The sequence below is a fragment of the Anaerotruncus sp. G3(2012) genome (assembly GCF_000403395.2).
GTDB lineage: Bacteria > Bacillota > Clostridia > Oscillospirales > Ruminococcaceae > Anaerotruncus.
Genome location: NZ_KE159675.1, coordinates 197,193 through 220,567 on the forward strand (window position 1 = coordinate 197,193; position 23,375 = coordinate 220,567).

The following is a 23,375-nucleotide window of genomic DNA, read 5'->3' on the forward strand; positions in this document are numbered from 1 at the left end:
GGAACAAACAAAACAGCGTCCCCCAATGGGGCAAAACAAAGGAGGTTTGTCTATGGGAATGAAGCTCGGTATTGGTTTATACCGCCATATGTTGAAACCCGAGTATTACCAGTTTGCCAGGCAGTGTGGCTGCACCCACCTGATCATCCATCTGGCAAACTACTACACCAGCGATACCAACGTTGTGACTGCTACGGATGACAAGATCAATTATGGATATTCCCAGGCAGGGGATCCCATATGGGAGCTGGACAGCCTGCTCAGGATCAAACAGCAGGCCGGGGAATATGGTCTGGAACTCTACGGGATCGAAAATTTCAATCCTGCGGATTGGTATGACGTCCTGCTGGATGGCCCGAAGCGGCAGGAGCAGATAGAAAGGCTCAAACAGGTTATCACCCGTGTGGGAAAAGCGGGCATCCCGGCATTTGGTTATAATTTCAGCCTGGCGGGCGTGTGGGGGCACCAGAAAAAACATGCTGCGCGGGGCGGCGCAGAAAGCACCTGTTTTGACGCCTCCCTGCTCGACCTGAACGCCCCCATTCCAAACGGGCAGGTGTGGAATATGACCTATGCTCCCGGTGATGGCGGTTTTATGCCTGCTGTGACTTCGGAGGAACTATGGGGGCGTCTGCAATGCTTTCTGGAACAGATGCTCCCGGTGGCGGAAGAGGCGGGCGTGGAACTGGCGCTGCATCCGGACGACCCGCCCATGCCGGAGCTGCGCGGCACCCCGCGTATGGTCTACCGGCCCGAGCTTTATCAGAAGCTGATCGACCTGGTGCCCAGCAGGTCGAACAAACTGGAGCTGTGCCTGGGCAGCTTGCAGGAGATGCAGGCTGAAAAGCCCATCTATGACTATCTGGATCAGTATCTGCGGCAGGGCAAGGTCAGCTATGTGCATTTCCGGAATGTGAGAGGCAAGGTGCCCTGTTACGACGAGGTCTTTGTGGATGAAGGGGATATCGACATGTTTCGGGTGCTTAGGCAGCTCAAGGACAGCGGATTCAGCGGTGTTTTGATCCCCGACCATACCCCGATGATGACCTGTGCGGCATCCTGGCATGCGGGTATGGCGTTCGCATTGGGGTATATGCGCGCCGCTTTCCAGATGATCGAGCGGGGAATGCTGTGAACCCCTGAAAAAATCTTTTAAACAGCAACAGACAAAGGAGTTGAAAACGATGGATGCTTTTTTTGAGCAGGCATTTGATCTTTCCGGGCAGGTTGCCCTTGTGACAGGCGGTGGAAGCGGGCTTGGCTACGCCACCGCCAAATGCCTGGCTGCGGCCGGTGCAAAGGTGGTCATCACCGGCCGCCGGGAGGAGGTTCTGGCAAAGGCGTGCCAGGAGCTGGGCGACCGTGTTTGTTATTATGTCCATGATGTCACCGATACCGACGCGGCGCCCACGTTCATCGCGCGGGTAGTGGATGAGCAGGGCGGCTGTGATATTCTGGTCAACAATGCGGGACGCCACTGCAAAAAGCCGGTGGAGGAGATCACGATACAGGATTTCCGGGATGTGATGGATGTCCACCTGTATGGCTCGTTTGCTTTGTCGCAGGCGGTGATTCCCTACATGCGCGCCAAGAAGCGCGGCAGCATCCTCTTCATTTCGTCGATGTCCGCGCTGCTCGGGATGACCCGGGTCTGTGTTTACGGGTCTGCGAAATCCGCACTGATGGGCTTGACCCGCTGCATGGCCGGAGATGTTTCCGCTGACGGCATCCGGGTCAACGCGATTATCCCCGGATTTATTGATACCCCCATGTTCCATCAGGCGGTGGATTCCGACCTTCCCCGCCAGCAGAAGATTCTGGGGCACACCCCGATGGGAAGTTACGGCAGGCCGGAGGATATTGGCTGGGCCGCGGTCTACCTTTGTTCCAATGCGGCCAGCTTTGTCAACGGCACGTCCCTGACTGTGGACGGTGGCTGCGCGATTGGGTTCTGAGCGCGGCGGTCGTACTGGGGTCATCCCTGTTATTGATCCGGATGGGGGCGTCCGGTGCATTCCGTACTGCTGCGCATCCTGCGGGCAGTGCGGATTTTTCGCACCATAAATCAAAAAATCCATGCGTCCTGCCCGGACGCATGGATTCGCTTTTTCAGAAATATTTTACCGTTCGAGGTTCTGGTCGCGGGAGGGGCCGACGCCGACCATCTTGATCGGACAGCCGCAGACCTCTTCCAGCTTCTCGATGTACCGTTTGCAGGATTCGGGCAGTTCCTCATACGACCGGCAGCCGCTCAGATCCCCCTCAAACCCTTCGACCTCCTCATAAACCGGCTGGCACTCGGCCAGCTCCTCGATCGTCGGCGGGAAATCGCGGATCACCGAGCCGTCCGGCTTCTGATAGGCCACGCAGATTTTCAGCTTCCCGAGGTTGCTCAACGTATCAATCTTGTTGATCGCGAGAGCAGTCAGGCCGTTGACACGCACCGAATGCCGCATAATAACCGAATCAAACCAGCCGCACCGGCGCGGACGCCCGGTCACTGTTCCGAATTCATGCCCGAGGTTGCGGATCGTGTCGCCCGTCTCGTCGAACAGCTCGGTTGGGAACGGGCCTGCGCCCACACGGGTGGTATAGGATTTTGCCGCGCCGATCACCTCGTCGATCAGCGTCGGGCCGATGCCGCTGCCAATGCAGACGCCCCCCGAAACCGGATGGGAACTGGTTACAAACGGATAGGTTCCATAGTCGATGTCGAGCAGGGTGCCCTGCGCCCCCTCAAACAGGACCTCCTTCCCGGCTTTCAATGCGTCATAGGCGAGCACCGAAACATCCGCGAGATACCGTTCCAGCCGCTTGCCGCAAGCGGTGTACCGCTCGATGATCTCCTCGAGGTCGAGCGCGGGCTCGTGGTAAAAATCGGTCAGCAGGCGGTTTTTGATCGTGCCGTAGGTGAGCACCTTCTCCCGGAACAGTTCCGGGTGCACCAAGTCGTACATCCGAAGGCCCGAGCGCTCCGCCTTGTCCATGTAGCAGGGGCCGATCCCCTTTTTGGTGGTGCCGATCTCGGATTTGCCGCGCATCTTTTCGCTCAGGCCGTCCAGCACCAGGTGCCACGGCATAATGACATGGGCGCGCGGGTCGATCCGGAGCATATCGCAGGAAATCCCGCGGGACTCCAACCCGTCGATCTCGCCGAGAATCCCTTCGGGATTGATGACGACCCCGCTTCCGAGCAGGCAGAGGGTATTGGGATAGAGGATGCCCGAGGGGATGAGCTGGAGCTTATAGACCTGACCATTGCTTTCAACCGTGTGGCCGGCATTGTTCCCACCTTGAGAACGCACAACCACCTCGGCGCGGGAGGCAAGGATATCAATGATCTTGCCTTTTCCCTCATCGCCCCACTGAACCCCGACAACTACTTTAGCAGGCATGTAAAAAACCTCCTGTCGATTTTGGTCAAAAAAATATAATCCGTAAAAAATGCTGGTTTGGATTCTGGGAACCGGGTCCCAAAACACCATCAACCAGTATATCAAAATTTTTGCCCACGCGCAACCGTGGTATATTTTTTATTTTGACGCAAAAACTAGAGCTGAAACTGTGAAGATTCACGAATGTTGAGAAAAAGGTGGGATCAAGATGAACCTCACACAAGAGGAATATAACGAGATGACAAAAAAGGCTTCGCCCCCCTCTCCAGCGGCGAAGAACATCACGATGGCGTTCCTGATCGGCGGGCTGATCTGCGCGGTCGGGCAGGTGCTGATCTTTGCCTATCAGAATGCGGGGATGGATTCCGAACTTGCCGCCGGCGCGGCAAGCATTACGCTGGTCTTTCTCTCGGTGCTGCTCACTGGATTGAACTCCTATGACAACATCGCCAAAGTGGCGGGCGCGGGCACGCTTGTGCCGATCACCGGTTTTGCAAACTCGGTCGCCGCGCCAGCGCTCGAGTTCAAAAGCGAAGGATTTATCCTTGGGCTTGGTGCGAAAATGTTCATTATCGCAGGGCCGGTCATCGTCTATGGGGTGAGCGCAAGCATCATCTACGGGCTGATCGTCTACCTGTTCGGGCTTTACTAAGGGGGATCGCAGATGGCACAGAGAAGAGGAAGGTATACGGTGGTGCTGGACAACCCGCCCAGTATCCGGGCCGCTGCCACAGTAGGCTGCAAAAAGGAGTCGGAGGGGCCGCTGGGCGGGATGTTCGACATCATCAACAAGGACAGTTATTTCGGGCAGGCAAGCTGGGAGAAGGCGGAAAGCCAGATGCAGTCGCTCGCTGTTTCCAAGGCGCTCGAAAAGGCCGGGCTGCAAAACACCGACATCGACTTCATCTTTGCGGGGGACCTGCTCAACCAGTGCATCGGCTCGACATACGGCCTGCGTGAGCTGGGAATCCCCTATGTCGGGCTGTTCGGCGCCTGCTCCACCATGGCGGAGAGCCTTTGTGTGGCCTCCACCTTTATCGAAGGGGGCGTGGCGCAAAAGGTGGTCGCCTGTACTTCGTCCCACTTCTGCACTGCGGAACGGCAGTTCCGTTTCCCGCTCGAATATGGTGGCCAGCGCACCCCCACTGCCCAATGGACCGCGACCGCATCCGGGGCGGCAGTGCTTCAAAATGGCGATGTCCCACCGTTTGTGCGGGCGATCACGGTAGGGACGATCGAGGACCTCGGCGTCACCGACGCCAACAACATGGGGGCCGCCATGGCACCTGCTGCGGCCATGACCATCAAGCATTTCTTTGAGGACACCGGCAAAAAGCCGGAGGAATTCGACCTGATTATTACCGGTGACCTCGGGAAGGTGGGCAGTTCTCTGCTCGCTGACCTGCTCCGCCGGGATGGGATCGACCTGGGGGACCGGCAGTCCGACTGCGGGCTGCTGCTCTACGACCTCGAAAAGCAGGATGTCCACGCGGGCGGGAGCGGCTGCGGCTGTTCCGCCTCGGTGCTTTGCGGGCATCTGCTCCCACAGATGCGGGAGGGGAAGCTGCACAATATCCTGTTTATCGCGACCGGCGCCCTGATGAGCCCAACTGTGGTACAGCAGGGGGAGAGTATTGCGTCGATCGCCCATCTGGTCTGCCTGTCCACTCAAAAATCAGGAGGTGTGTTCTGATATGGAAACATTCTGGATGATGCTCAAGGCATTTCTGGTCGGCGGGGCTCTCTGCGCGATCGGGCAAATCTTCATCGACTATACCAAGCTGACCCCCGCGCGCATCCTCACCTGTTACGTGGTGCTCGGCGTGGTGCTGGGCGGGATCGGGCTTTACCCGCGTCTGGTTGAGTTTGCGGGCGCGGGCGCGAGCGTACCGCTGCTTGGCTTCGGCAACACACTGGCCAAGGGGGTGCGGGAGGCGATCCAGACCGACGGCCTGATCGGCGTGCTGACCGGCGGGTTCACCGCAGCGGCAGCAGGCATCGCTGCGGCACTCTTCTTCTCCCTGCTGGCCGCACTGATCTTCAAACCCAAAGAAAAGGGCTGATTTCTGCCGTATCAAGAACAAAGCGATTTGGGAAGCTCCCAAATCGCTTTGTAATTTACAATTTGTCTTGCCCTCAGAAGGGCTATTTTACCAGTTGTAGAACGCCCGGTTTTGTTTCCATTCTTAGAATACCGGGATAACGGTACCGTTATATTTTTCGTCGATGAACTTGGCGTTTTCCTCGCTCTGGAGCGCGGCGAGCAGCTTCTGAATCGGGGCCTTGCCCTCGTCACCGGTGCGGACTGCGACAACGTTTGCGAACTCCTTCGCCGCTTCCGACTCCTTGTCCTCGGTGGTGAGGACGGTGTCCTCGATGCCGGCGCCAACCGCATAGTTGCCGTTGATGACCGCGAGATCGACATCCGGCAGGACACTCGGCAGCAGTGCGGCTTCCATCTCGTTGAACTTGAGGTCCTTCGGGTTGTCAACGATGTCGAGCGGGGTGGCTTCGAGTCCGACGCTTTCCTTCAGCGTAATCAGTTCGAGCTTCTGGAGCAGGAGCAGGGCGCGTGCCTCATTGGTGGTGTCGTTCGGGACCGCAACCGTTGCACCTTCCTCGAGGTCGTCCAGTGAAGCGGTCTTTCCCGGATAAAGCCCGAGCGGTTCAAAGTGGATCGCACCGGCAGAAGAAAGGTTGGTGCCGTTTTTGGCGTTAAAATCTTCGAGGTAGGGAAGATGCTGGAAATAGTTGGCGTCAATATCACCCGCATCAAGCGCCTGGTTTGGGATCACATAATCGGTAAACTCGACGATTTCGAGGGTGATGCCGTCCTTTTCGAGCAGGGGTTTGATGTTTTCGAGGATCTCGGCGTGCGGGGCAGGGGATGCGCCGACCTTCAGGGTGACCGCCTCGGGTGCAGCGGGCGCTTCGGACGATGCCGCCTCCGAAGAGGATGCCGGAGCTTCCGAGGAGGCAGGTGCTGCGGAGGATGCGGGGGAAGTACCGCCGCAGGCCGCGAGCGAGAGCGAAAGGGTCAGGGCGAGTGCCGGGGCAAACAGTTTTGCGATATGTTTCATTTGGAATACCTCTTTTCTAAGTAAGATTTCATTTATGGAAAGCCGCCGGAACCGGCGGAGACCAGCGGTCAGCGGTTGCGCTTGTCCAGACGGGTCGAAAGGCGGTCGAACACAATCTGGATGACGCAGACGATGATGACCAGCAGGATGATCGTGAGCAGCATGACCTTGGGTTCAAACCGGTGCTGGCCGTAGCGGATCGCCACATCCCCCAGGCCGCCGCCGCCGATCGCGCCCGCCATGGCGGAATAGCCGAGGATGGTGATGGTCGAGATCGAAAGCCCACGGATGAGGGAGGGGACCGACTCACGCACCATCACCTTGGAGATGATCTGCCAGTTGGTCGCGCCCATACATTTGGCGGCTTCGATCATCCCGGTGTCGATCTCGGCGAGCGAGGTTTCGACCAGCCGCGCCACAAACGGCGCAGCGCCGATCACGAGAGGCACACAGGCCGCCACCGGGCCGATCGCCTTGCCGACCAGCAGCCGGGTAAACGGGGAGATCGAGATCATCAGGATGATGAACGGCAGCGAACGCAGGATATTGACCACCCAGCCAAACACGGAATTGAACGCGTGGTTCTCCATGATCCCGCCCCGGTCGGTCACCCGGAGCAGCACCCCCATCGGCAGGCCGAGCAGGTAGGCGAACAGGGTGGAAGCGCCGACCATCCCGAGGGTGACCAGGGTATTTTCCCAGAGGAGCGGTGCAAATTTCTGAATCGTCTCAATCATCGTTCATCACCTCGTATCCAAGCAGCTGACGGGTCATGCGGCTTTTGGGGGCCGCGAAAATCTCCTGGGTGTCGCCCCACTCGACAAACTCGGAGGCGTCGATCACCGCGACCTTGTTGCAGATCGCCTTGACCACCGCGATTTCGTGGGTAATAATCACGATGGTGACATTCAGCTTCCGGTTGATGTCCCGGAGCAGTTCCAGCACGCTTTTTGTGGTGAGCGAGTCGAGAGCCGAGGTCGGCTCGTCACAGAGCAGAACCTCCGGGCTGGTCGAGAGCGCGCGTGCGATCGCGACCCTCTGCTTCTGCCCGCCCGAGAGCTGGGAGGGGTAGCTGTCCGCCTTGGCCGAAAGCCCGACCAGCTCGAGCAGTTCGCTGGTCCTGCGGGCGGTCTCGGCGGGGTCCCCGCCTGCCAGGGAGAGCGGGAAGGCGACGTTCTGCCGCACAGTGCGCTGCATCAGAAGGTTGTATCCCTGGAACACCACCCCCATACGCCGGCGCATCCGGATCAGGTCGCTGCCCGAGAGGGTATGCAGGTTGACGCCATCGAGAGTCACCGTCCCGGAAGTCGGGGCTTCGAGGGTTGAGAGGCACCGCAGCAGCGTCGATTTCCCGGCGCCGCTCATCCCGATGATGCCGAATACATCCCCGCGTCCGATGGAAAGGTTGACATCGTGCAGCGCGGTCACTTCGCCCGACTTGTCATTGAATTTTTTGGTCAGATGGCTGATTTCGATCACGTCATAACCTCCTGTTGCATTTGGGTAGGATGCAAAAAACCCCCGTCCGGATGCACACCGCATCAAGGACGAGAGCATAACAGCTTCGTGGTACCACCTTGCTTCACCCTGTAAAAAGGGCCTCAACCGGCATCTGGCGCTCAAATGCCTGTCACTGTAACGGGTGAACCCGTCGCGAACTAAAAGATTTCGCCCGCGCGGCTCCGAGACCATCTTCAGCCGGTTCCCCTTCGCCTTTTTCCACCACGCAAAGGCTCTCTGTGGAAAGTTCCGCAGCCTACTCTTCTCTTCATTGCCTTTCTGTTGTTACATTATAACACAGTTTGAAAATCCGTCAAGTGCAATTTTTCCCGCCCCTGCCGATTCCGACAAAATAACGGGAAACCGCCGGGATGCCCAGTAAAATTCTGTGCGGATTGTTGTAAACCCCTCCGCAATATGCTATAACTTTGAGAGGATGCTCCCAAACGCCCCAGCTTCCAAAGATTCGTCCGCCTTTGCTCTGGTCCGGGAGCCGCGGCAGCCAAAGGAGGCGGGGCCGGGGGGCAGCTCCCTCCACCGCGCGTGCACGCGGCGGAACAACTTGTGGAAAGAGGAGATTAGCCAATGAATGTATTTGACATCATCGGCCCGGTGATGATCGGGCCGTCCTCGTCGCATACGGCAGGGGCGGCGCGGATCGGGCGGATTGCATACATGCTGCTCGGGCAGCCTGCCAAACGGGCGGAAATCCTGCTGCATGGCTCGTTCGCCAAAACCTATAAGGGCCATGGTACCGACAAGGCACTGATTGCGGGGATTATGGGGATGAAGCCGGACGATGCACGTCTGCGCAGCAGCTTCGAGCTGGCGGAGCAGGCCGGCCTTTCGTTCGAGATCACAACAGGTCATCTGGAGGACGCGCACCCCAACACCGCACAGATCACCCTTTACGGCGAGGACAGCCAGGTAAGCGTGCAGGGGGCATCGGTGGGCGGCGGGAATATCCTGATCAACCGGATCAACGGGATGGCGGTGGAGATCAGCGGGCAGTTCACAACGCTGATTGTCCTGCATCGGGATGCGCCGGGTACGATCGCACATGTGACCGAGCTGCTCGGCAGCAACGGCATCAATATCGCGAATTTCCGTCTGGCGCGGGAGCAGAAGGGCGGGACCGCGGTTATGACGATCGAAATTGACGGGGACGCGGGCAAAGAACTGAACCGGCAGGTCGCCGCACTGGAAAATGTGCTCGGTTCGACCATGCTCAAACCGATCTGACGAGGGGGGACAACGATGCTGAATTATAACACGATAGCGGGCCTGGTGGAGCAGGCCGAACAGGCGGGAAAACCAATTTCCGAGCTGGTATTGGCACAGCAGGCCGAACAGACCGAACGTACGGAGGGTGATCTCTATGAGGAGATGCGCCGGACCTTTCGGGTGATGGAGGAGTCGGTCGCATCCGGGATCGACCCGGATCTGCGCTCGACCAGCGGGCTGACCGGCGGCGCCGCTTACCGGATGCAGCAGGCGGTGCGGGAGGGCCGCACCATTTGTGGAGAGGTGTTCGGCGGGGCACTGACCCGCGCGCTCGCAGTCAGCGAGCTGAACGCCTCAATGGGACGGATCGTCGCATCCCCCACCGCGGGCTCCTGCGGCATCCTGCCGGCTGCGGTGCTGACCATCCGGGACGCGCGCGGGCTGGACGAACGGACATGCGTGATGTCGCTGTTCACCGCTTCGGCGGTCGGTATGGTGATCGCCAACAACGCCTGCCTCGCGGGGGCGCAGGGGGGATGCCAGGCCGAGTGCGGTTCCGCGTCTGCGATGGCCGCTGCCGCTCTGGTGGAGCTGGCAGGCGGCGCCCCCGATATGGTGGCGAATGCGGTCGCAATCGCAATCAAAAATATCCTCGGGCTGGTCTGCGACCCGGTAGCCGGTCTGGTCGAAATCCCCTGTATCAAGCGGAACGCGTCGGGCGTGGCGAACGCGCTCTGTGCGGCCGAGCTTGCACTCGCCGGGATCACGAGCGCCATCCCGGCGGACGAGGTGATCCTCACGATGAAACGGGTGGGCGATACGATGCCTGCCGCCCTGCGCGAAACCGCCGAAGGGGGGCTGGCGATGACCCCGACCGGACGCCGCCTGTTCAAGCAGGTATTCGGGACCTGACTGCGCAGTGCCATTCACGGCTGCCGCGAACTAAGAACCCGTATTCACAACCATTCGACACCGTCTGAGCGGGTCTTTTGCCGGCCTGCCGCGTTGAAAAATCTTGCAATACACAAAGTATTGTCTGCGTTTTTTCGCCTTGCAGGGCAGCAAAATCCCTCGCCCATCCGGCATCCTCTGATTATGAATACAGGTTCTAAGCAGAAACGCCCCCTCCCCGTTACGCTGGAAATCCACTCTGCGTAAAAGGGAGGGGGCGTTTTGTATTTCTTTCAGAATCCATTCCGGGATGTTTGCAGCGGTGCGGCGGCAGCGAAATCGTTAGGTACCGTCGTTGTCCGCCGATGTAACCTCCTGGAAAATCCGCTCCACGGCCTGGTCAGGGGTCAGCGTCTGGTCCAGACGGGTTTCCGGGAAAAACCGATCCAGTCCTGTTCGTTCCACCAAAGCCGCATCTCCTGCGCCCCAAACGCCTCCTTCTGGGGCCTTGTCTGATGCCGCCTGACCGTTTCCTCAAACGGCAGATCGTAGTAATAGGCAAAAATCCGGCTTCCGAATGCCTGCACCGCAGCGGTGAACAGCGGACGGTACCAGTCGGCCCGCAGGATTCCTTCCAGCAGCACAGTCTCGCAATGCTGTTTTCCATAAACAAGCAGTTCCCGCAGCAGCGGCAGTGCCTGGGTATCCGGACCGTCCTCGGCCCAGAGCATCTCCCGACGGACCGTATCCTGTGAGAGCAGCAGGGTGTTGCGGCCAAATTTCCGCTGCAACGCTCTGGCGACCGTCGTTTTTCCGCTTCCCGAATTCCCCCGGAGCAGAATCAGCTTGGACATCCCGATCATCTCCCTTTCTGTCTGGCGGGTTCATTCCGGGAAGATCACCCGCGCAAGGCAAACCTTCTGTTCCTCCGGGTCCGCCGGATTGGGATAAGCGAACATCCCGACCATCGTTTCCGGGTGGTAGCAGATCAGATCGGTGAACACCGTCTCGAGCACCAGATGTCCGTCCCGGTCGATCAGGCAGATTTCCCCTTCCAGGCTGACGAACGCCACATCCCGGCCCGCGATGAATTCGTCCGCCCGGTCAAACCGGGTGTCGATCACGAATTTGCCGGTCTTGTCGAGGTAGCCCCACTGTTCGCGCGGGTTGCAGGCGAGCAGATATGGCTCCTCCTCTGCGGCGGCGCCGTTCAGCGGCGAAAGGACAAGGTCGTGGTTGTCGGTCAGCACGACCTTTCCATCGTGGACGATCCCATAGGAGAACGGCCGGTTCCCCTGTACCAGATAATAGCCGGTTGCGAGCCGGTCGCTTTGATAGATCATATTGTCGTAATGCGGTGGGATGATCTCGTTTCCCGCGCGGTCGAGCAGGCCGAACTTGTTGTTGCGCTCGAATACCGCGTAATCCCCCTTGCCGTATGCGCCCACAAAATCATATGCCAGCTCGATGCCCAGTTCGCTGTTGTCCAGATCGGTAATCATCCCCCAACGCCCCTGCTTACAGACGCTCGCGCAGTCCTCATAGACGATCAGGTCCTCCCACTCGGGTTTGACCACAACTTCACCGTCATAGCGGATCACCCCCATCTTTCCGTTGAGGGTGAAGTCGGCGTAGTCCCCCTGGAAATAGCCGATGTCATCATAAAGCGGCTCGACAATCTCGTTTCCCTCGCTGTCGCAGATGCCCCAGGCGCCGGTGGTATAGATGCCGAGCAGCGCTCTTTCGCCCTCGCGGCTTTCGCGCAGCAGGGTGAGTTTTTCACAGGAACAGTTGTTGACCGGTGTGTAATCATCCATCCGGTAGAGGCGGAGCATCCCCTCCTGCTGGAGCGCGAGGATGTTGTCGCCCGGAATCAGATAGCAGGAATCCGAACGCTCCATCTCAAAAACGGTGTTTCCCTCCCGATCAAGCAGCAGCGTCAGGTCGGGATCGACCGTCGCTTCAAACAGGCCGTGTCCGCGGGGCCGGACCGCCTGATATGCACAGGGGATCACCATGCTGCCGTCCCGGACGTCAATGATCCCCGCTTTCCCATTCCGGAAAATTTCAGCCATCCCATCCTTTGAGAGCCAGCGCGGGTCGTTGTAGTCCAGATCAAAGCCGGTCAGTAGCGCGCCGTTGGCGTTGGCAACCGCCGACTTTCCGCCCTGTTGCAGGAGGAAAAAGTCCCCGGTCCAGAATCCGCGCGGCCCACCGCGGGAATCCGGGTCCCAATGGCCCGGTTCATACTGTACCGGGGTGAGCAGCTCCAGCCCATAGCCCGCCTCCGACCACACATACTGTGCGGGCAGCTTGAGCGCATCGGAAGCGGCGGGCGGCATCCCGTCCGGGACCGGCAATTCCACTGCGGGTTCCCCTTTTACGGAGGAACCTGCAGAAGCGGGAGGCTGCGCATCCGGCAGGGACGATGGTTCCTCAGGCTGTTCCTCCGGGGCCCCGGAAGCATCCGATGAGCTGTCGGGGGCTTCAGGTTCCTCTGGAACGGAACTTGTGGAAACCGGGGTTGATGGGTCAGGGACGGGTTTCAGCAGGGTGGGGGTACATCCAGAAAGCAGGAGCAGCGTCGCCAGAATCCACGCAGTTTTCATACAAGGTCAACTCCTCTCGAAAGCAGGGCTTGTTGTTTACAGGACAAAAAATTCCAGTTGAAAAGCAGGGGAAAACAATCCGGCGCTTGTATACGCTGCGGGTTGAGGTCGGGAAGCCTCGAACAGTGCTCAGGGCATCTGTAGATAGCCGACAAGCCGGTCAGGTGTTTCCGAAAGCGGGGCATCCTCAAGCGCCAGCTCACAGACAGCGCACCACTCGGCGGACGGACTGTCCGCAAGGGGCTCGATCGCAACAGACCCGCTCGGGCCGAGTGTTATCAAAAACGGCTGAACCGCCGGCTGCGGGGCAGGAAAAAAAGATACGTTTGTCGGAGCCTGTATAAAAAGCCGGTCCCGGGAAAGGCCCTGTGCCTCTAACCTGGAAAAAAGCGGTTCCTGTGCATCCCAAATATGTCGTATCAGCCCAAGCCCCTCGTCAAGCGGGTGGCTGAACAGAAACTCCTGCGGATCAACCCGTGTGGTGAGACGGGTCATCTTCGCTGGTTTACCCGCGTCCGGGAGGCTGGCGATCCAGACCCGATCCCGTTGGAGCAGGATCAGGCTCAACGCATCCGGGTTGCCCCCGTAAAGGCTGAATCCGACCAGCATGGTTCCGTCTCCCAACCTGCGTTTTATTCCGGCGCGGCTCTCCTCCGAAACGAGCTGTTCGGGCGTCGTGGCAGGCAGCGTGTACCGCCCGCGGACAGGACCCGCTGAAAGATGGTAGACGATCAGAAAGACCGGCAGCATTACCGCCATCCGCGCGAGGAAGCCTGCGCCGGTTTCTTCTTTGAGCAGCATCTGAAAGCGTGTCATCCTGTGGTTCTCCTTCCTGCCAAATCATTCTCTTATCTCCAATAACCTGGTTGACCGGAAAAAAGGGACACATTCATTCAGATGGCCAGAGCGGAGAAGGTTTCGCCGATGCTCCCCTGAACCAGCAGGTCTGCCTTTGCATCGAGCGGGGTGGATGAGCGGTTGACAACCGCGATCTTTCCCCGGCAGTAGTTGACCAACCCGGCCGCCGGATAGACCGCCAGAGAGGTTCCGCCGATGATGAGCAGGTCACAGCTGGAGATCGCTTCAACCGACTGCTCGAGCGTCCGCCCATTCAGGCTCTCTTCATAAAGGACCACATCCGGCTTGATGATCCCGCCGCAGGTACAGCGGGGAATCCCTTCGGATGAGAGCATGTACGCCGCGTCGTATGCCCTGCCGCAGTCCATGCAGTAGTTCCGGTGCACCGATCCGTGTAACTCGTGGACGGTTTTGCTGCCCGCCGCCTGATGCAGGCCGTCGATGTTCTGTGTCACCACTGCGGTGAGCTTTCCGGCCCGCTCAAGCGCGGCGAGGGTATGGTGCGCGGCGTTTGGCTCCGCGTCGAGACAGAGCATCTTCGCCCGGTAAAATTCAAAAAATGCTTCGGTATGCCGTACAAAGAAAGTATGGCTCAGGATGGTTTCAGGCGGGTACTTCCACTGCTGGCTGTAAAGCCCGTCCACACTCCGGAAATCCGGGATGCCGCTTTCGGTCGATACCCCCGCGCCGCCGAAAAAAACAATCCGCCTGCTTTCGGATACCAGCGCCTGCAGTTCATTCTGCTGCCCCATCCGAATTCCCCCTCCGCTGTTCACATTTTTTCTGCTCCAGTTTCTTGCGGTTGCCCTGCCCGTCCACTACCCAGGTGTGGTCCAGTGTCGCCTTCAGGCTACCGCACATTTCATCTGCGTACTGGCGGCGCAGCATTGTGCGCTCCTCCTGTTCCGCTTCGGTCAGTGCCCGTTCCCGCGAGATGCGGGTCAGCTCGCTGATCCGTTCCAGCTTGCTTTTTTCCATCTTCTGCACTTCCTTTCGTGATTATGATTATATCAAATCTGAAATCGGAAGTAAACTTTGTGAAAAAAATCGCAAATTTTCTCTTGATTTTGTGGGGTGGACGTGATACAATAACCGCAGAAGAAAAACAGAGCATCGTTTCTCTTCTAAAAAGGCAGAAAATGCCCGTTTACAACAAATCTGCTTACTTCTCTCTTCCACACATACAGAAAGAACCGGATCGCTTGTCGATCCGGTTCTTTCCATTGTCTGGGAGGGAGTCTCACATATAAAATATTTCACAGGGCAGAGGATTCCCTTGTGTGCGTACTGCAATAAGAACCTGTATTCATAATCAAAGGATGTCGGATAAGCGGAGGATTTTGCTGCCCTGCAAGGCGAAAAAATGCAGCGGCCCAGAAAAAGGCCCGCTCTCAGGCGGTGTCGAATGACTGTGAATACGGGTTCTAAGGAGAGAATCCTCTTGATCCTGCCATTTGCTGATGCTTATCCTTCCTCATGCAAAAATTGTTCGATGATATAGCGGGGCCTGGATTTGCTTTCCAGATAGATTTTCCCGATATACTCTCCGATCACGCCGATCGCCAGCAGTTGCAGGCCGCCGATCGCCCATACAGATACTGCAATACTGGCCCAGCCGGTTACGGTATTTCCTGTAAAATACCGTAGCAGAAAATACAGCAGCATGAAAATACTGAAGAGAAAAATGCCAACCCCCAACTGGGAAATGAAGCGGATGGGACGTGTGCTCAGCGCAGTGATTCCTTCCACTGCAAATGCCAGCATTTTTTTGAGGGGGTATTTGCTCTCCCCTGCAAACCGCTCATGCCGCTCATATGTCACAATCCCAGACCGGTAACCAACCAATGGTACCAGCCCTCGTAAGAACAGATTGACTTCTTTGAATTGGGATAGCCCCTGTAATGCCCGCTGGCTCATCAGACGATAGTCAGCATGGTTAAAAACAATATCTGCCCCTAACCATCTCATAAGATGATAGAAGCTTTCCGCGGTAAAACGTTTAAAAAAAGTATCTGTCTGCCGCTTGCTTCGGACGCCATAAACAATGTCGCAGCCATTGAAATATTGATCCAGCATCTGATCTATTGCATCAATATCATCCTGTAAATCAGCGTCCATGGATATGGTCACGTCTGCTATGTCCTTGACAGTCATCAGACCTGCCAGTAAAGCATTTTGATGGCCGCGGTTACGGCTCAAATCAATCCCGCTGAAAAGGCGGTCTTCTTTATGGAGTTCCTGGATCATTTCCCATGTTTTATCCGTTGACCCGTCATTGACAAAAACGACTCTGCTTGCCGGACTGATTCGGTTCTGCTCGATCATCTGCTGCATCTTTCTTTTTAATCTTGCTGATGTTTCCGGCAGAACCTCCTGTTCTTTATAACATGGTATCACCAAAAATAACTTTATCATCTTCAAATTTCCCTCTGCTTTCACTGATCGTTCAAATCAAAAACCATCATCTCTTCCGGGCCGTTGTTATAAATTTCGTAACTGATGTTTTCCATGGGTTCTTTCAGTTTAAACGATATTCTATTGAATCCTTTATGGATTTTAGACTCCGCCAGAACCTGGTCGCCCTTCCGAATTTTTACACCCGCCTGATCTGCATTTTGGGTATCGCAGAAAAACATCAGGTAGTGGGTCCCCTTATTCTGTTTTATATCGTCCCTGTAAATTTCCCCGCCCTGGCGGATAACTGCTGCCTGCGGTTCCAGTTTTTCAGCTTGTCCGCGTGTGGCCATGCCGTTCATAATGCCTGCGATCCGGCTGTAGATCGGCTGATTGTCCTGAAATACATATACGGTATAACCGCTGTCCTGATAGGCCAGTTCCCCTTCTTTGGACAGTTCGGTGCTTTGGAATGTCTCCAGCTCGCTCTTGGCAAGCAGGATAAAAACTTTTCCTTCATGGTAGCCCGGTTCATGGTATTTTGCAAAAGTCAGCCATTGGAAATAGCTTATAGAATCCTTGTTGATCGTGCTGACTCCAGCCACCTCCACTTCGCCGTTACTCAGTTCTGTCAATACATTCCCGTTCCAAAAGGTTGCATATCCAAAAGTCAGGTCATTATCCAGAAGATACGCAAGTACATCTTCCCGGTTATTTTTGTTGTCCCGGCAGTCAAAAGCGTACTCTTTCCAGACCAGTAACCCGATGATCAATGCGGCTGCGATGCAGCCCCCTCCTATGAATATCCGGTCCAGCTTCTTTTCTTCCTCCTGCCAATAGATCGCTGCCGCCGGTACAGCTGCGGCTAGAACAGGGATATAGTACCGGCTTGTATAGGTATCCAAAAGGATGAAAGTTGCACTGCTGATTAGAAATGAACTGATGAAAAACACAGCTGTAAATTTTTTTTCGTAGGACAAGTTTTTGGTATTTAATATTTTTATAAACATTAAAATAAATAGCAGAAGCAGCAGTAAAACAGCTATATTCCGGATTCCCTGGAGAGAAAACAGCTTTACGCCTTGACTATATCCAAGCAGTCCCAACAAATCTTCCGTAAGCTTGCTGAACTGCGTCAATAAGGGTACCTCAGAAAAAATTTTAAATTTGTTATTTGAGTAGGAATGGAAACGGAAGACTCTGCTCAACAGGCGCTCAGAAATGAAATATCCCAGCACGGTTACCGCCGCCCCGATCAGACTTAACAAAAAATAAAGTGTTGGCTTCCATTTCAAAGCTTTTTTTAAATTCTCAGCAGTGGGTTTTTCGCGGATTTCCTGATAATTTCGATTAAAAAGAACCAGAAGAGCGGATGTCATCAGTATGGGAAGCTGGATATTTAGCATATATCGGATTCCCGACATCCCCAATATGACGGATAAAAGAAGGTATCCCGCGAGGATCCCCCTTTTTTTAATCCGGTTCGCCTCATGCCCCGTTTTTTCCACCATAAGGAACAGGGTGAGATAGAAGAATGTAATTGTAACATGCGGGATATAGTATGCCCCTTCATACATAATGTTCAGCCATATCCTGCTAAAAGGGCACAGCAGCATTGCAGCGGTCAGCAAACTGAATTCTAGATCTACTTTCAGATATTTCAACAGCACAAGATACGAGCAGAGCATAAAGCAAAACAACAGCGCGTTCCCGACCGTTCTAACCGTTGTCCAGTCGCTGAAAATTTTAAACAAAGGCGCTCTGACCAGAAGTGTGTTCAAAATCCGCAGTTCGGTCGAATAATACCATCCAGAATGAAACATCTGATTTCGTTCTGAGAGGGATTGTTCCAGTATTAACTCGGAGGCCATATCGGAATCTAGGCGGCTTCTGCATACAAAAAAATTGTTCCATGACAGCAGTATTAAAAATGCTATTAGTATGAAACCTGCAACAGCTATTAGCACTTTTTCTTTTTTCAGATTTTTTAACAACTTTTGCAACTCCAGTCCTATTTGCTTATGACATGCGGTGTCACCGACCGAAGGTATATACCTTCGGTTCTTTTATTAAAATAAAAGAACCGAAGGTATATACCTTCGGTTCTTTTATTAAAATAAAAGAAATTCTCTGATCTCATTCATAAGCGGTCATTTCGGGGGTCCAATTTTGGATGACTTCGCCAAATGCTGCACCCATCTTCCGCGCACCCGGCAGGTCATGGTCGAGATAGTTGCCGCATTCGACCTCCGAATTTCCGGGGATTTCACCCTCGTAGCCTGCGATGAAGGCACAGACATCCTTGAGCAGCCCGATCACCTCGGCATGGGACATGGTGTCCCTTACGAGGAAATAGAACCCGGTGCGGCAGCCCATCGGCCCGACATAGACCACGCTGTCGGTATACTTGCTGTTGCGGGCATAGGTCGCGAACAGATGCTCAAACGTATGCTGGGCTGCATTCTCGAGATAGGAGCCGGCGTTTGGGGTACACATCCGCAGATCGTATGTAACGACGTCCCCGTCTACGCGGGAAACGTAGATTCCTTTTTTGAGTTTGGTGTGGTCGACACAGAAACTTGCAATTTTTTTCATGATTCAGTCCTCCAAAAAGTTTAAAATCATTTGATAGCTGGCGCAGAGGGATTCAAGCGAACAGGCGCAGTTTGCGGGGCTGGTCGAAGGCAGCGCCACCGCGGGAATCCCAGTCGCCGGCTGTGTATACTTTCGATAAAGGGCAGCGGCCTTTGTGCCGGTGGTGCAGATCGCCCGGATGCGGGCGGTTTGTAGGATGGGGGAGAGGTCGTTGGGCGTGGCATTTTTGATTGATGCATCCGACGCACCTTCGATCTCGCAGGCCGCAAGCACATCCCAAAGCGCAATCCGCCGGTCGAGCAGGAACCCCCGCTTCTGTTCGTTGGTCTGAGGGACCGGGCTTTGAAAAAGCGCGGCAAGCACCTTCCAGAACCGGTTCTGCGGGTGCCCGTAGAAAAAACCGTACTCCCGCGATTTGGGCGAGGGGATTGTCCCGAGGATCAGCACACGGGAACGGGCGTCATAGACCGGCGGAATTTCATGCACCACCCTGCACAGGTCAGCCATGCGCTTTTATGGCCTTGAGCAGGGCGGAAAGCGCGTGCGAGGAGGCGAGGTAGCGGATAAACTCCCGCGCCCCATCCACATATCCACGGGAGAGCCGCAGTTCCAGCACATCGTTATACCACTCGCTGCTCACCCCGACATAGACCAAGCCAACCGGTTTCTCTTCGGTCCCACCGTCCGGGCCTGCGATGCCGGTCGTTGAGATGCCGATATCCGCGCCGGATACCCGGCGCACCCCGTCCGCCATCTGTTTTGCGGTTTCCGGGGAGACCGCCCCAACTGTTTCGAGCGTCTCGCGCGAAACGCCGAGCAGCTCCGTTTTGATTTCGTTGGAGTAGCTGACCACCCCGCAGTCGAACACCGCCGAGCTGCCTGCTACATCGGTCAGCCGTTTGGCCACATAGCCGCCGGTGCAGCTCTCCGCAACCGCGGCTTTCAGCCCTTTTTCCGTCAGCAGATGGACGGCAGCCGTTTGCAGGTTGTCCACATCCACCCCGTATACGTACTTGGAAAACCGCTCCTGAAGCTGCGCGATCACCGGTTCCATCCGCTGTTCCGCTTCCGCTTCGCTGTCGCCCGAGGCAGTCACCCGGAGCATGACCTCCCCTTCTTTGGCATAGGGGGCGATCGTCGGGTTGGTCATCTCCTCCATCTCCTTGCGCAGCTCGGATTCAAGCTGGCTTTCGCCGATCCCGAAGAAATAGAGGCAGTGGGAGCGCAGGACATGCCCTGACCGCTTGACCAGATAGGGCATCACCTGGTTCTGGAACATCGGGGCCATCTCGCGCGGCGGTCCGGGCATCATAATCGCAATTTTCCCATCTTCCCCTTCGATGATCGCACCGGGGGCGGTGCCGTTGCGGTTTTCCAGAACGATGCACCCTTCGGGCATCATCGCCTGTTTGAGGTTGTTTTCGGTCATCGGGCGGCGGAACTTCTCAAAAAAGCGGAGGAGCGCCTGCCGGGACGGTTCGTGCATCTCGAGCTTTTTCCCAAAATATCCCGCAATCGTCTCTTTGGTCAGGTCATCATAGGTGGGGCCGAGCCCGCCGGTCGTAATCACAATGCTGTTGCGGGAGAACGCCAGCTCGAGCGCCTCTTTCAAACGCTCGGGGTTGTCCCCGACCACCGTATGATGATAAAGGTTGATCCCCGCGTCGGCAAGGCCGCGCGAGATCACCTGCGAATTGGTGTTGACAATATTGCCGAGCAGAATCTCGGTGCCGATACAGAGAATCTCCGCAGAATCATTCATAAACCATTCCCCCAATCAGGCTGTTTGATTTCAGGATACTACGCTATAGTATACCACAGATTGAAAAAAATTGCGAAAAGAAAGTGGGATTTTTTCAAGTTTTATCAAAAGGTGATTGTGTTTCCGCCCTGTTTTGTGATAGGATGGTGACAGAAAAAAAGGGGGGGATCCGGTTGTTGCAGATCCTGTTTTGTGATGACGACCCGCAGATCCTCGCACAGTATGCCGGTCGGGTCGAACGGCTTGCCCAAAAGCATCGGATTGAGATACGCACCGCCTGTTTTCCGAGCGCGGAATCGCTGCTGTTTGCGTTGGAGGATTCCCCCGGGGATGCGGATATCCTTTATCTGGATGTCCAGATGGAGCGGATGTCCGGCATCGACGCGGCCAGGCGTCTGCGGGAGGCCGGCTGCCGGGCGCAGATCATCTTCCTGACCCAGATGCGGGAGGCTGTCTTTGAGAGCTTCGATGCAGCGCCGCTGCAATATCTGGTGAAAGGCGGGTTCACCTGCGAAAAATTTGAACAGACCTTTCTCAAGGCGGTCAGGCTGGCCCGGCGGAATACGGGCGAACTGTTCCGCTGCGAGCGGGGCGCGGAATGCCGGGCGATCCCGCTGCGGGAGATCGTCTATTTCGAGGTCAGCAAACGGATTGTCACCGTCCATTACGACAGCGGGGCGTTTGCCTTCTATTCGAGTATGGACGAGCTGGAAACCCGCCTGCTGGACAAAGGGTTTGTCCGTACCCACCGGGCCTTTCTGGTCAGTCTGGCGCGGATCCGGCGGATGGGGCAGGAAACGCTGCTGCTCACCAGTGGGGAAGAGGTCCCGCTCGGGCGGACCCATGCAAAAAAAGTCAGGGAGGTGCTTTCCCGGTTCCTTTCGGACGGCGGACTGACCGTCTGAAAGCGGGGAATCCGATGGAATACGAATCCATTTACGACAATCCGGTCTTTTTTGAAGGCTACCGCCAGATACGCGCACAGAAAAACAACTACAACGACCTGCTGGAACAGCCGGTGATGCGTGCCCTGCTGCCCGATCTCAGCGGGAAAACGGTGCTTGACCTGGGCTGCGGCTATGGGCGCAGCTGTGCGGATGCGGTTGCCCGCGGCGCCTGCCGGGTGGTGGGGATCGACCTTTCAGAGCGGATGCTCGAGGTTGCGCGCCGCGAAAATGCGGACCCGAAGATCGTCTACCGGCGGATGGACATCAGCCGGGCCGGAGGGCTGGGGGAGCGGTTTGACCTTGTCTACAGTTCGCTCGCGTTCCACTACATTCCGGATTTTGCGGCCCTCGTGCGGGTGCTGGCGGGGCTTGTCCGGCCGGGCGGGACGCTGCTCTTCTCGCAGGAACACCCGGTTGTCACCGCGCCGCGGAGCGATCGGTCCAGCTGGGTTCGGGATGCGGGCGGGAACCCCGAAGCGTTCCTGCTCTCCGATTACAACCGCCCCGGGCGGCGGGAGTCCCACTGGATTATCGACGGGGTGGTGGTCTGGCACCGCACGATGGGGGAGATTGTGACCGCCCTTGCACAGGGGGGGTTCCGGATCGACATCCTGCGGGAGACCTCGCCCGGCGAAGCCGCCCTTGCGGCAGACCCGTCGCTCTGCCGGGAATTGCACAAGCCGAATTTTCTCATCATACGGGCAGAACGGATGCCGGATAGGGGGATGGCATGAACCGGACCTTCCTTGCAGGGGCATTCGCGGTTTTGGGAATCTTTGCGTTCCATCTTCAGGCATTCCGGTATACCCGGCGGCTGTTCGCCTGCGGGCGCCGCGCAAAACGCTGGACGCTCCCGCTCTGCTGTGTGAATACCGGGATATTTGCGGTGCTCGCCTGGTCACCGCTGCACATCTTTACCGTTTATCTGCTGATGACCGCGCTCTATCTGGCGGAGAATGCCCTTCTCTTTCATGCCGGGCCGCTGCACGCCCTTTTCGTCGGGGTGCTGTTTCCATTTGTCCTGCTGGGGGTGCGCGGGGTCATGATCCCATTCTTTGCGCTCACAGTCGGAACCAACCTGTACGGCGTGGTTGCCAGCCCCTGTTGGTACAGCGTTTCGCTTGCCGTTTCCCTGTTCCTCTGCTGCCCTTTGCTCTGGCTCCAGCGGCGGATGTTCCCGGATGAGCACCTGCGCCTGCTGCTGGCCTGTCAGGAACAGGCCGGCCTCGCCAGCACCAGTCTGTGCCTTCTGTTCGCCTATCTCGTGCTGGAAAGCTATGTCTACTACTACGACTTCCCGCACATCTGGACGCTCGCGTTCCATCTGCTCACCAGTGTGGTGGCTGTGGCCTGCTTTTATACGGTGCTCTGGTATGCAATCGACATCAGCACCTACATCGAATATGAACTGAAAACCCGTCAGGTTGAAAAACAGCTCCAGCGGCAGGTCAGCCATTACCAGCAGTTCACCCGTTATGTTCAGGAGCTGCGGGCGTTCAAACACGACTATCAGCGGATGGCCGACGCAGTCCGCTGGATGGTCGAGACAGGGGAACGGGAGACCGCGCTCGAGCTGCTTGGGCAGATGAACCACGAGATGGAAAACTCCCTGCACTATACCCGTTACGCCAACCATGTGGTCGTTGATGCGATCTTGCAGGAATGCGCCGGACGGTGCGCGGATAACAGAATTGCGTTCTCCGCCACCGTCAACCTGCCCGGGCGGATCGGATTGAGCGACCTGGAACTCTGCCGGATTTTTGGCAACCTGGTGGACAATGCGTTTGAGGCCTGCTCTGAAGTTCCGGAAAGCAGCGAACGGTTCCTGTCGCTCACGAGCAGCAGCAACGGCGGATGGGTCACGGTCGAGCTGCGCAACCCGTTTGCCGGGGAGATCGAGCTGGATGGGGAAGGGAACCCGGTCAGCCGCAAGGACGACCGGTTCCAGCATGGGATTGGCCTGGTATCGGTGCGGCAGATTGTCGAACGCGGCGGCGGGTTCCTACAGATCGAGATTGACCCGCAGTCCCATATCTTTGCAGCGCGGCTCCACTTTTGTGTTTCCTGAAGTGGGGATCTGCAAAGCGGGGTTGTAAGGGCGGCAGGGAAAAACGCCCTTG

At 56.8% G+C, this 23,375-nt stretch carries 24 protein-coding genes and 1 other annotated feature; of the genes, 10 read left to right on the forward strand and 14 right to left on the reverse strand.

Annotation, left to right across the window (positions count from 1 at the left end; all coding sequences use genetic code 11):
* The first annotated feature begins 52 nt into the window (after positions 1-52).
* Positions 53-1,135 (forward strand): mannonate dehydratase, encoded by a 1,083-nt coding sequence (locus C814_RS16220; protein ID WP_016316470.1) that lies wholly within the window; start codon positions 53-55, stop codon positions 1,133-1,135.
* 49 nt (positions 1,136-1,184) lie between these two features.
* The gene (locus tag C814_RS16225; RefSeq protein ID WP_016316471.1) at positions 1,185-1,955 is read left to right on the forward strand and encodes an SDR family NAD(P)-dependent oxidoreductase; all 771 of its coding nucleotides are present in this window, start codon (positions 1,185-1,187) and stop codon (positions 1,953-1,955) included.
* Between the two features lie 165 nt (positions 1,956-2,120).
* Here the strand turns inward: C814_RS16225 and C814_RS16230 are convergent, their stop codons facing one another.
* On the reverse strand, positions 2,121-3,395 hold the full coding sequence (locus tag C814_RS16230) for an adenylosuccinate synthase (protein ID WP_016316472.1): 1,275 nt from the start codon (positions 3,393-3,395) through the stop codon (positions 2,121-2,123).
* Between the two features lie 208 nt (positions 3,396-3,603).
* On the opposite strand from C814_RS16230, the gene spoVAC reads away from it, so the two are divergent.
* Genes spoVAC through spoVAE form a run of 3 tightly spaced genes read left to right on the forward strand, consistent with a single transcriptional unit; the run spans position 3,604 to position 5,458 of the window.
* Positions 3,604-4,047, forward strand: coding sequence for a stage V sporulation protein AC (spoVAC, locus tag C814_RS16235; protein WP_016316473.1), 444 nt, complete (start codon positions 3,604-3,606; stop codon positions 4,045-4,047).
* A gap of 12 nt (positions 4,048-4,059) precedes the next feature.
* On the forward strand, positions 4,060-5,088 hold the full coding sequence (gene spoVAD / locus C814_RS16240) for a stage V sporulation protein AD (RefSeq protein WP_016316474.1): 1,029 nt from the start codon (positions 4,060-4,062) through the stop codon (positions 5,086-5,088).
* Between the two features lies 1 nt (position 5,089).
* Positions 5,090-5,458 (forward strand): stage V sporulation protein AE, encoded by a 369-nt coding sequence (gene spoVAE / locus C814_RS16245; protein ID WP_016316475.1) that lies wholly within the window; start codon positions 5,090-5,092, stop codon positions 5,456-5,458.
* Between the two features lie 123 nt (positions 5,459-5,581).
* Here spoVAE and C814_RS16250 read toward each other — a convergent pair whose 3' ends face one another.
* From C814_RS16250 to C814_RS16260, 3 genes are all read right to left on the reverse strand, one after another.
* On the reverse strand, positions 5,582-6,475 hold the full coding sequence (locus tag C814_RS16250; RefSeq protein WP_016316476.1) for a MetQ/NlpA family ABC transporter substrate-binding protein: 894 nt from the start codon (positions 6,473-6,475) through the stop codon (positions 5,582-5,584).
* A gap of 68 nt (positions 6,476-6,543) precedes the next feature.
* Positions 6,544-7,212, reverse strand: a complete 669-nt coding sequence (locus tag C814_RS16255; protein ID WP_016316477.1) for a methionine ABC transporter permease — start codon at positions 7,210-7,212, stop codon at positions 6,544-6,546.
* Complete coding sequence (locus C814_RS16260; protein WP_016316478.1) at positions 7,205-7,954, reverse strand: methionine ABC transporter ATP-binding protein; 750 nt, start codon at positions 7,952-7,954, stop codon at positions 7,205-7,207. The genes C814_RS16255 and C814_RS16260 overlap by 8 nt, the downstream gene beginning before the upstream one ends.
* Positions 7,955-8,015: 61 nt before the next feature.
* Positions 8,016-8,256 (reverse strand) — a binding site (T-box leader).
* A gap of 304 nt (positions 8,257-8,560) precedes the next feature.
* Here C814_RS16260 and sdaAB point away from each other — a divergent pair.
* Both sdaAB and sdaAA read left to right on the forward strand, forming a co-directional pair.
* Complete coding sequence (sdaAB, locus tag C814_RS16265; protein ID WP_016316479.1) at positions 8,561-9,217, forward strand: L-serine ammonia-lyase, iron-sulfur-dependent subunit beta; 657 nt, start codon at positions 8,561-8,563, stop codon at positions 9,215-9,217.
* A gap of 15 nt (positions 9,218-9,232) precedes the next feature.
* Positions 9,233-10,111, forward strand: a complete 879-nt coding sequence (sdaAA, locus tag C814_RS16270; protein WP_016316480.1) for an L-serine ammonia-lyase, iron-sulfur-dependent, subunit alpha — start codon at positions 9,233-9,235, stop codon at positions 10,109-10,111.
* Between the two features lie 386 nt (positions 10,112-10,497).
* Here the strand turns inward: sdaAA and C814_RS16275 are convergent, their stop codons facing one another.
* The 10 genes from C814_RS16275 to C814_RS16320 form a co-directional block, all read right to left on the reverse strand.
* Positions 10,498-10,944 (reverse strand): kinase, encoded by a 447-nt coding sequence (locus tag C814_RS16275; protein ID WP_016316482.1) that lies wholly within the window; start codon positions 10,942-10,944, stop codon positions 10,498-10,500.
* Between the two features lie 30 nt (positions 10,945-10,974).
* On the reverse strand, positions 10,975-12,699 hold the full coding sequence (locus C814_RS16280; RefSeq protein WP_016316483.1) for a WG repeat-containing protein: 1,725 nt from the start codon (positions 12,697-12,699) through the stop codon (positions 10,975-10,977).
* A gap of 129 nt (positions 12,700-12,828) precedes the next feature.
* Positions 12,829-13,515, reverse strand: a complete 687-nt coding sequence (locus C814_RS16285; RefSeq protein WP_016316484.1) for a hypothetical protein — start codon at positions 13,513-13,515, stop codon at positions 12,829-12,831.
* 77 nt (positions 13,516-13,592) lie between these two features.
* Positions 13,593-14,309 carry an NAD-dependent protein deacylase gene (locus C814_RS16290; RefSeq protein ID WP_016316485.1) on the reverse strand — a complete coding sequence of 239 codons (717 nt, stop codon included), beginning with the start codon at positions 14,307-14,309 and terminating at the stop codon, positions 13,593-13,595.
* On the reverse strand, positions 14,293-14,535 hold the full coding sequence (locus tag C814_RS16295; protein ID WP_016316486.1) for a DUF896 domain-containing protein: 243 nt from the start codon (positions 14,533-14,535) through the stop codon (positions 14,293-14,295). The genes C814_RS16290 and C814_RS16295 overlap by 17 nt, the downstream gene beginning before the upstream one ends.
* 486 nt (positions 14,536-15,021) lie before the next feature.
* Positions 15,022-15,972: a glycosyltransferase family 2 protein gene (locus C814_RS16300; protein WP_016316487.1), complete on the reverse strand. Its 951-nt coding sequence runs from the start codon at positions 15,970-15,972 to the stop codon at positions 15,022-15,024.
* A gap of 20 nt (positions 15,973-15,992) precedes the next feature.
* Positions 15,993-17,945: a hypothetical protein gene (locus C814_RS16305; protein ID WP_016316488.1), complete on the reverse strand. Its 1,953-nt coding sequence runs from the start codon at positions 17,943-17,945 to the stop codon at positions 15,993-15,995.
* Between the two features lie 142 nt (positions 17,946-18,087).
* Positions 18,088-18,546: an S-ribosylhomocysteine lyase gene (locus tag C814_RS16310; protein WP_016316489.1), complete on the reverse strand. Its 459-nt coding sequence runs from the start codon at positions 18,544-18,546 to the stop codon at positions 18,088-18,090.
* Positions 18,547-18,549: 3 nt separating this feature from the next.
* On the reverse strand, positions 18,550-19,053 hold the full coding sequence (locus C814_RS16315; RefSeq protein WP_016316490.1) for a DNA-deoxyinosine glycosylase: 504 nt from the start codon (positions 19,051-19,053) through the stop codon (positions 18,550-18,552).
* Positions 19,046-20,308, reverse strand: a complete 1,263-nt coding sequence (locus C814_RS16320; RefSeq protein WP_016316491.1) for a competence/damage-inducible protein A — start codon at positions 20,306-20,308, stop codon at positions 19,046-19,048. Before C814_RS16320 ends, C814_RS16315 begins: the two co-directional genes overlap by 8 nt.
* Before the next feature lie 173 nt (positions 20,309-20,481).
* On the opposite strand from C814_RS16320, the gene C814_RS16325 reads away from it, so the two are divergent.
* From C814_RS16325 to C814_RS16335, 3 genes are read left to right on the forward strand one after another with little or no spacing between them, the layout of a single operon-like run.
* Positions 20,482-21,213, forward strand: coding sequence for a LytR/AlgR family response regulator transcription factor (locus C814_RS16325; protein ID WP_016316492.1), 732 nt, complete (start codon positions 20,482-20,484; stop codon positions 21,211-21,213).
* 14 nt (positions 21,214-21,227) lie between these two features.
* The gene (locus C814_RS16330) at positions 21,228-21,989 is read left to right on the forward strand and encodes a class I SAM-dependent methyltransferase (RefSeq protein ID WP_016316493.1); all 762 of its coding nucleotides are present in this window, start codon (positions 21,228-21,230) and stop codon (positions 21,987-21,989) included.
* Positions 21,986-23,323, forward strand: a complete 1,338-nt coding sequence (locus tag C814_RS16335) for a sensor histidine kinase (RefSeq protein ID WP_016316494.1) — start codon at positions 21,986-21,988, stop codon at positions 23,321-23,323. The genes C814_RS16330 and C814_RS16335 overlap by 4 nt, the downstream gene beginning before the upstream one ends.
* Positions 23,324-23,375: the final 52 nt, after the last annotated feature.

Bases quoted from the DNA above. Each gene is read 5' to 3' on its own strand.
- C814_RS16220 (WP_016316470.1), top strand. From the start codon at position 53: ATGGGAATGAAGCTCGGTATTGGTTTATACCGCCATATGTTGAAACCC.
- C814_RS16225 (WP_016316471.1), top strand. From the start codon at position 1,185: ATGGATGCTTTTTTTGAGCAGGCATTTGATCTTTCCGGGCAGGTTGCC.
- C814_RS16230 (WP_016316472.1), bottom strand. From the start codon at position 3,395: ATGCCTGCTAAAGTAGTTGTCGGGGTTCAGTGGGGCGATGAGGGAAAA.
- spoVAC (WP_016316473.1), top strand. From the start codon at position 3,604: ATGAACCTCACACAAGAGGAATATAACGAGATGACAAAAAAGGCTTCG.
- spoVAD (WP_016316474.1), top strand. From the start codon at position 4,060: ATGGCACAGAGAAGAGGAAGGTATACGGTGGTGCTGGACAACCCGCCC.
- spoVAE (WP_016316475.1), top strand. From the start codon at position 5,090: ATGGAAACATTCTGGATGATGCTCAAGGCATTTCTGGTCGGCGGGGCT.
- C814_RS16250 (WP_016316476.1), bottom strand. From the start codon at position 6,475: ATGAAACATATCGCAAAACTGTTTGCCCCGGCACTCGCCCTGACCCTT.
- C814_RS16255 (WP_016316477.1), bottom strand. From the start codon at position 7,212: ATGATTGAGACGATTCAGAAATTTGCACCGCTCCTCTGGGAAAATACC.
- sdaAB (WP_016316479.1), top strand. From the start codon at position 8,561: ATGAATGTATTTGACATCATCGGCCCGGTGATGATCGGGCCGTCCTCG.
- sdaAA (WP_016316480.1), top strand. From the start codon at position 9,233: ATGCTGAATTATAACACGATAGCGGGCCTGGTGGAGCAGGCCGAACAG.
- C814_RS16275 (WP_016316482.1), bottom strand. From the start codon at position 10,944: ATGTCCAAGCTGATTCTGCTCCGGGGGAATTCGGGAAGCGGAAAAACG.
- C814_RS16280 (WP_016316483.1), bottom strand. From the start codon at position 12,699: ATGAAAACTGCGTGGATTCTGGCGACGCTGCTCCTGCTTTCTGGATGT.
- C814_RS16285 (WP_016316484.1), bottom strand. From the start codon at position 13,515: ATGACACGCTTTCAGATGCTGCTCAAAGAAGAAACCGGCGCAGGCTTC.
- C814_RS16290 (WP_016316485.1), bottom strand. From the start codon at position 14,309: ATGGGGCAGCAGAATGAACTGCAGGCGCTGGTATCCGAAAGCAGGCGG.
- C814_RS16295 (WP_016316486.1), bottom strand. From the start codon at position 14,535: ATGGAAAAAAGCAAGCTGGAACGGATCAGCGAGCTGACCCGCATCTCG.
- C814_RS16300 (WP_016316487.1), bottom strand. From the start codon at position 15,972: ATGATAAAGTTATTTTTGGTGATACCATGTTATAAAGAACAGGAGGTT.
- C814_RS16310 (WP_016316489.1), bottom strand. From the start codon at position 18,546: ATGAAAAAAATTGCAAGTTTCTGTGTCGACCACACCAAACTCAAAAAA.
- C814_RS16315 (WP_016316490.1), bottom strand. From the start codon at position 19,053: ATGGCTGACCTGTGCAGGGTGGTGCATGAAATTCCGCCGGTCTATGAC.
- C814_RS16320 (WP_016316491.1), bottom strand. From the start codon at position 20,308: ATGAATGATTCTGCGGAGATTCTCTGTATCGGCACCGAGATTCTGCTC.
- C814_RS16330 (WP_016316493.1), top strand. From the start codon at position 21,228: ATGGAATACGAATCCATTTACGACAATCCGGTCTTTTTTGAAGGCTAC.
- C814_RS16335 (WP_016316494.1), top strand. From the start codon at position 21,986: ATGAACCGGACCTTCCTTGCAGGGGCATTCGCGGTTTTGGGAATCTTT.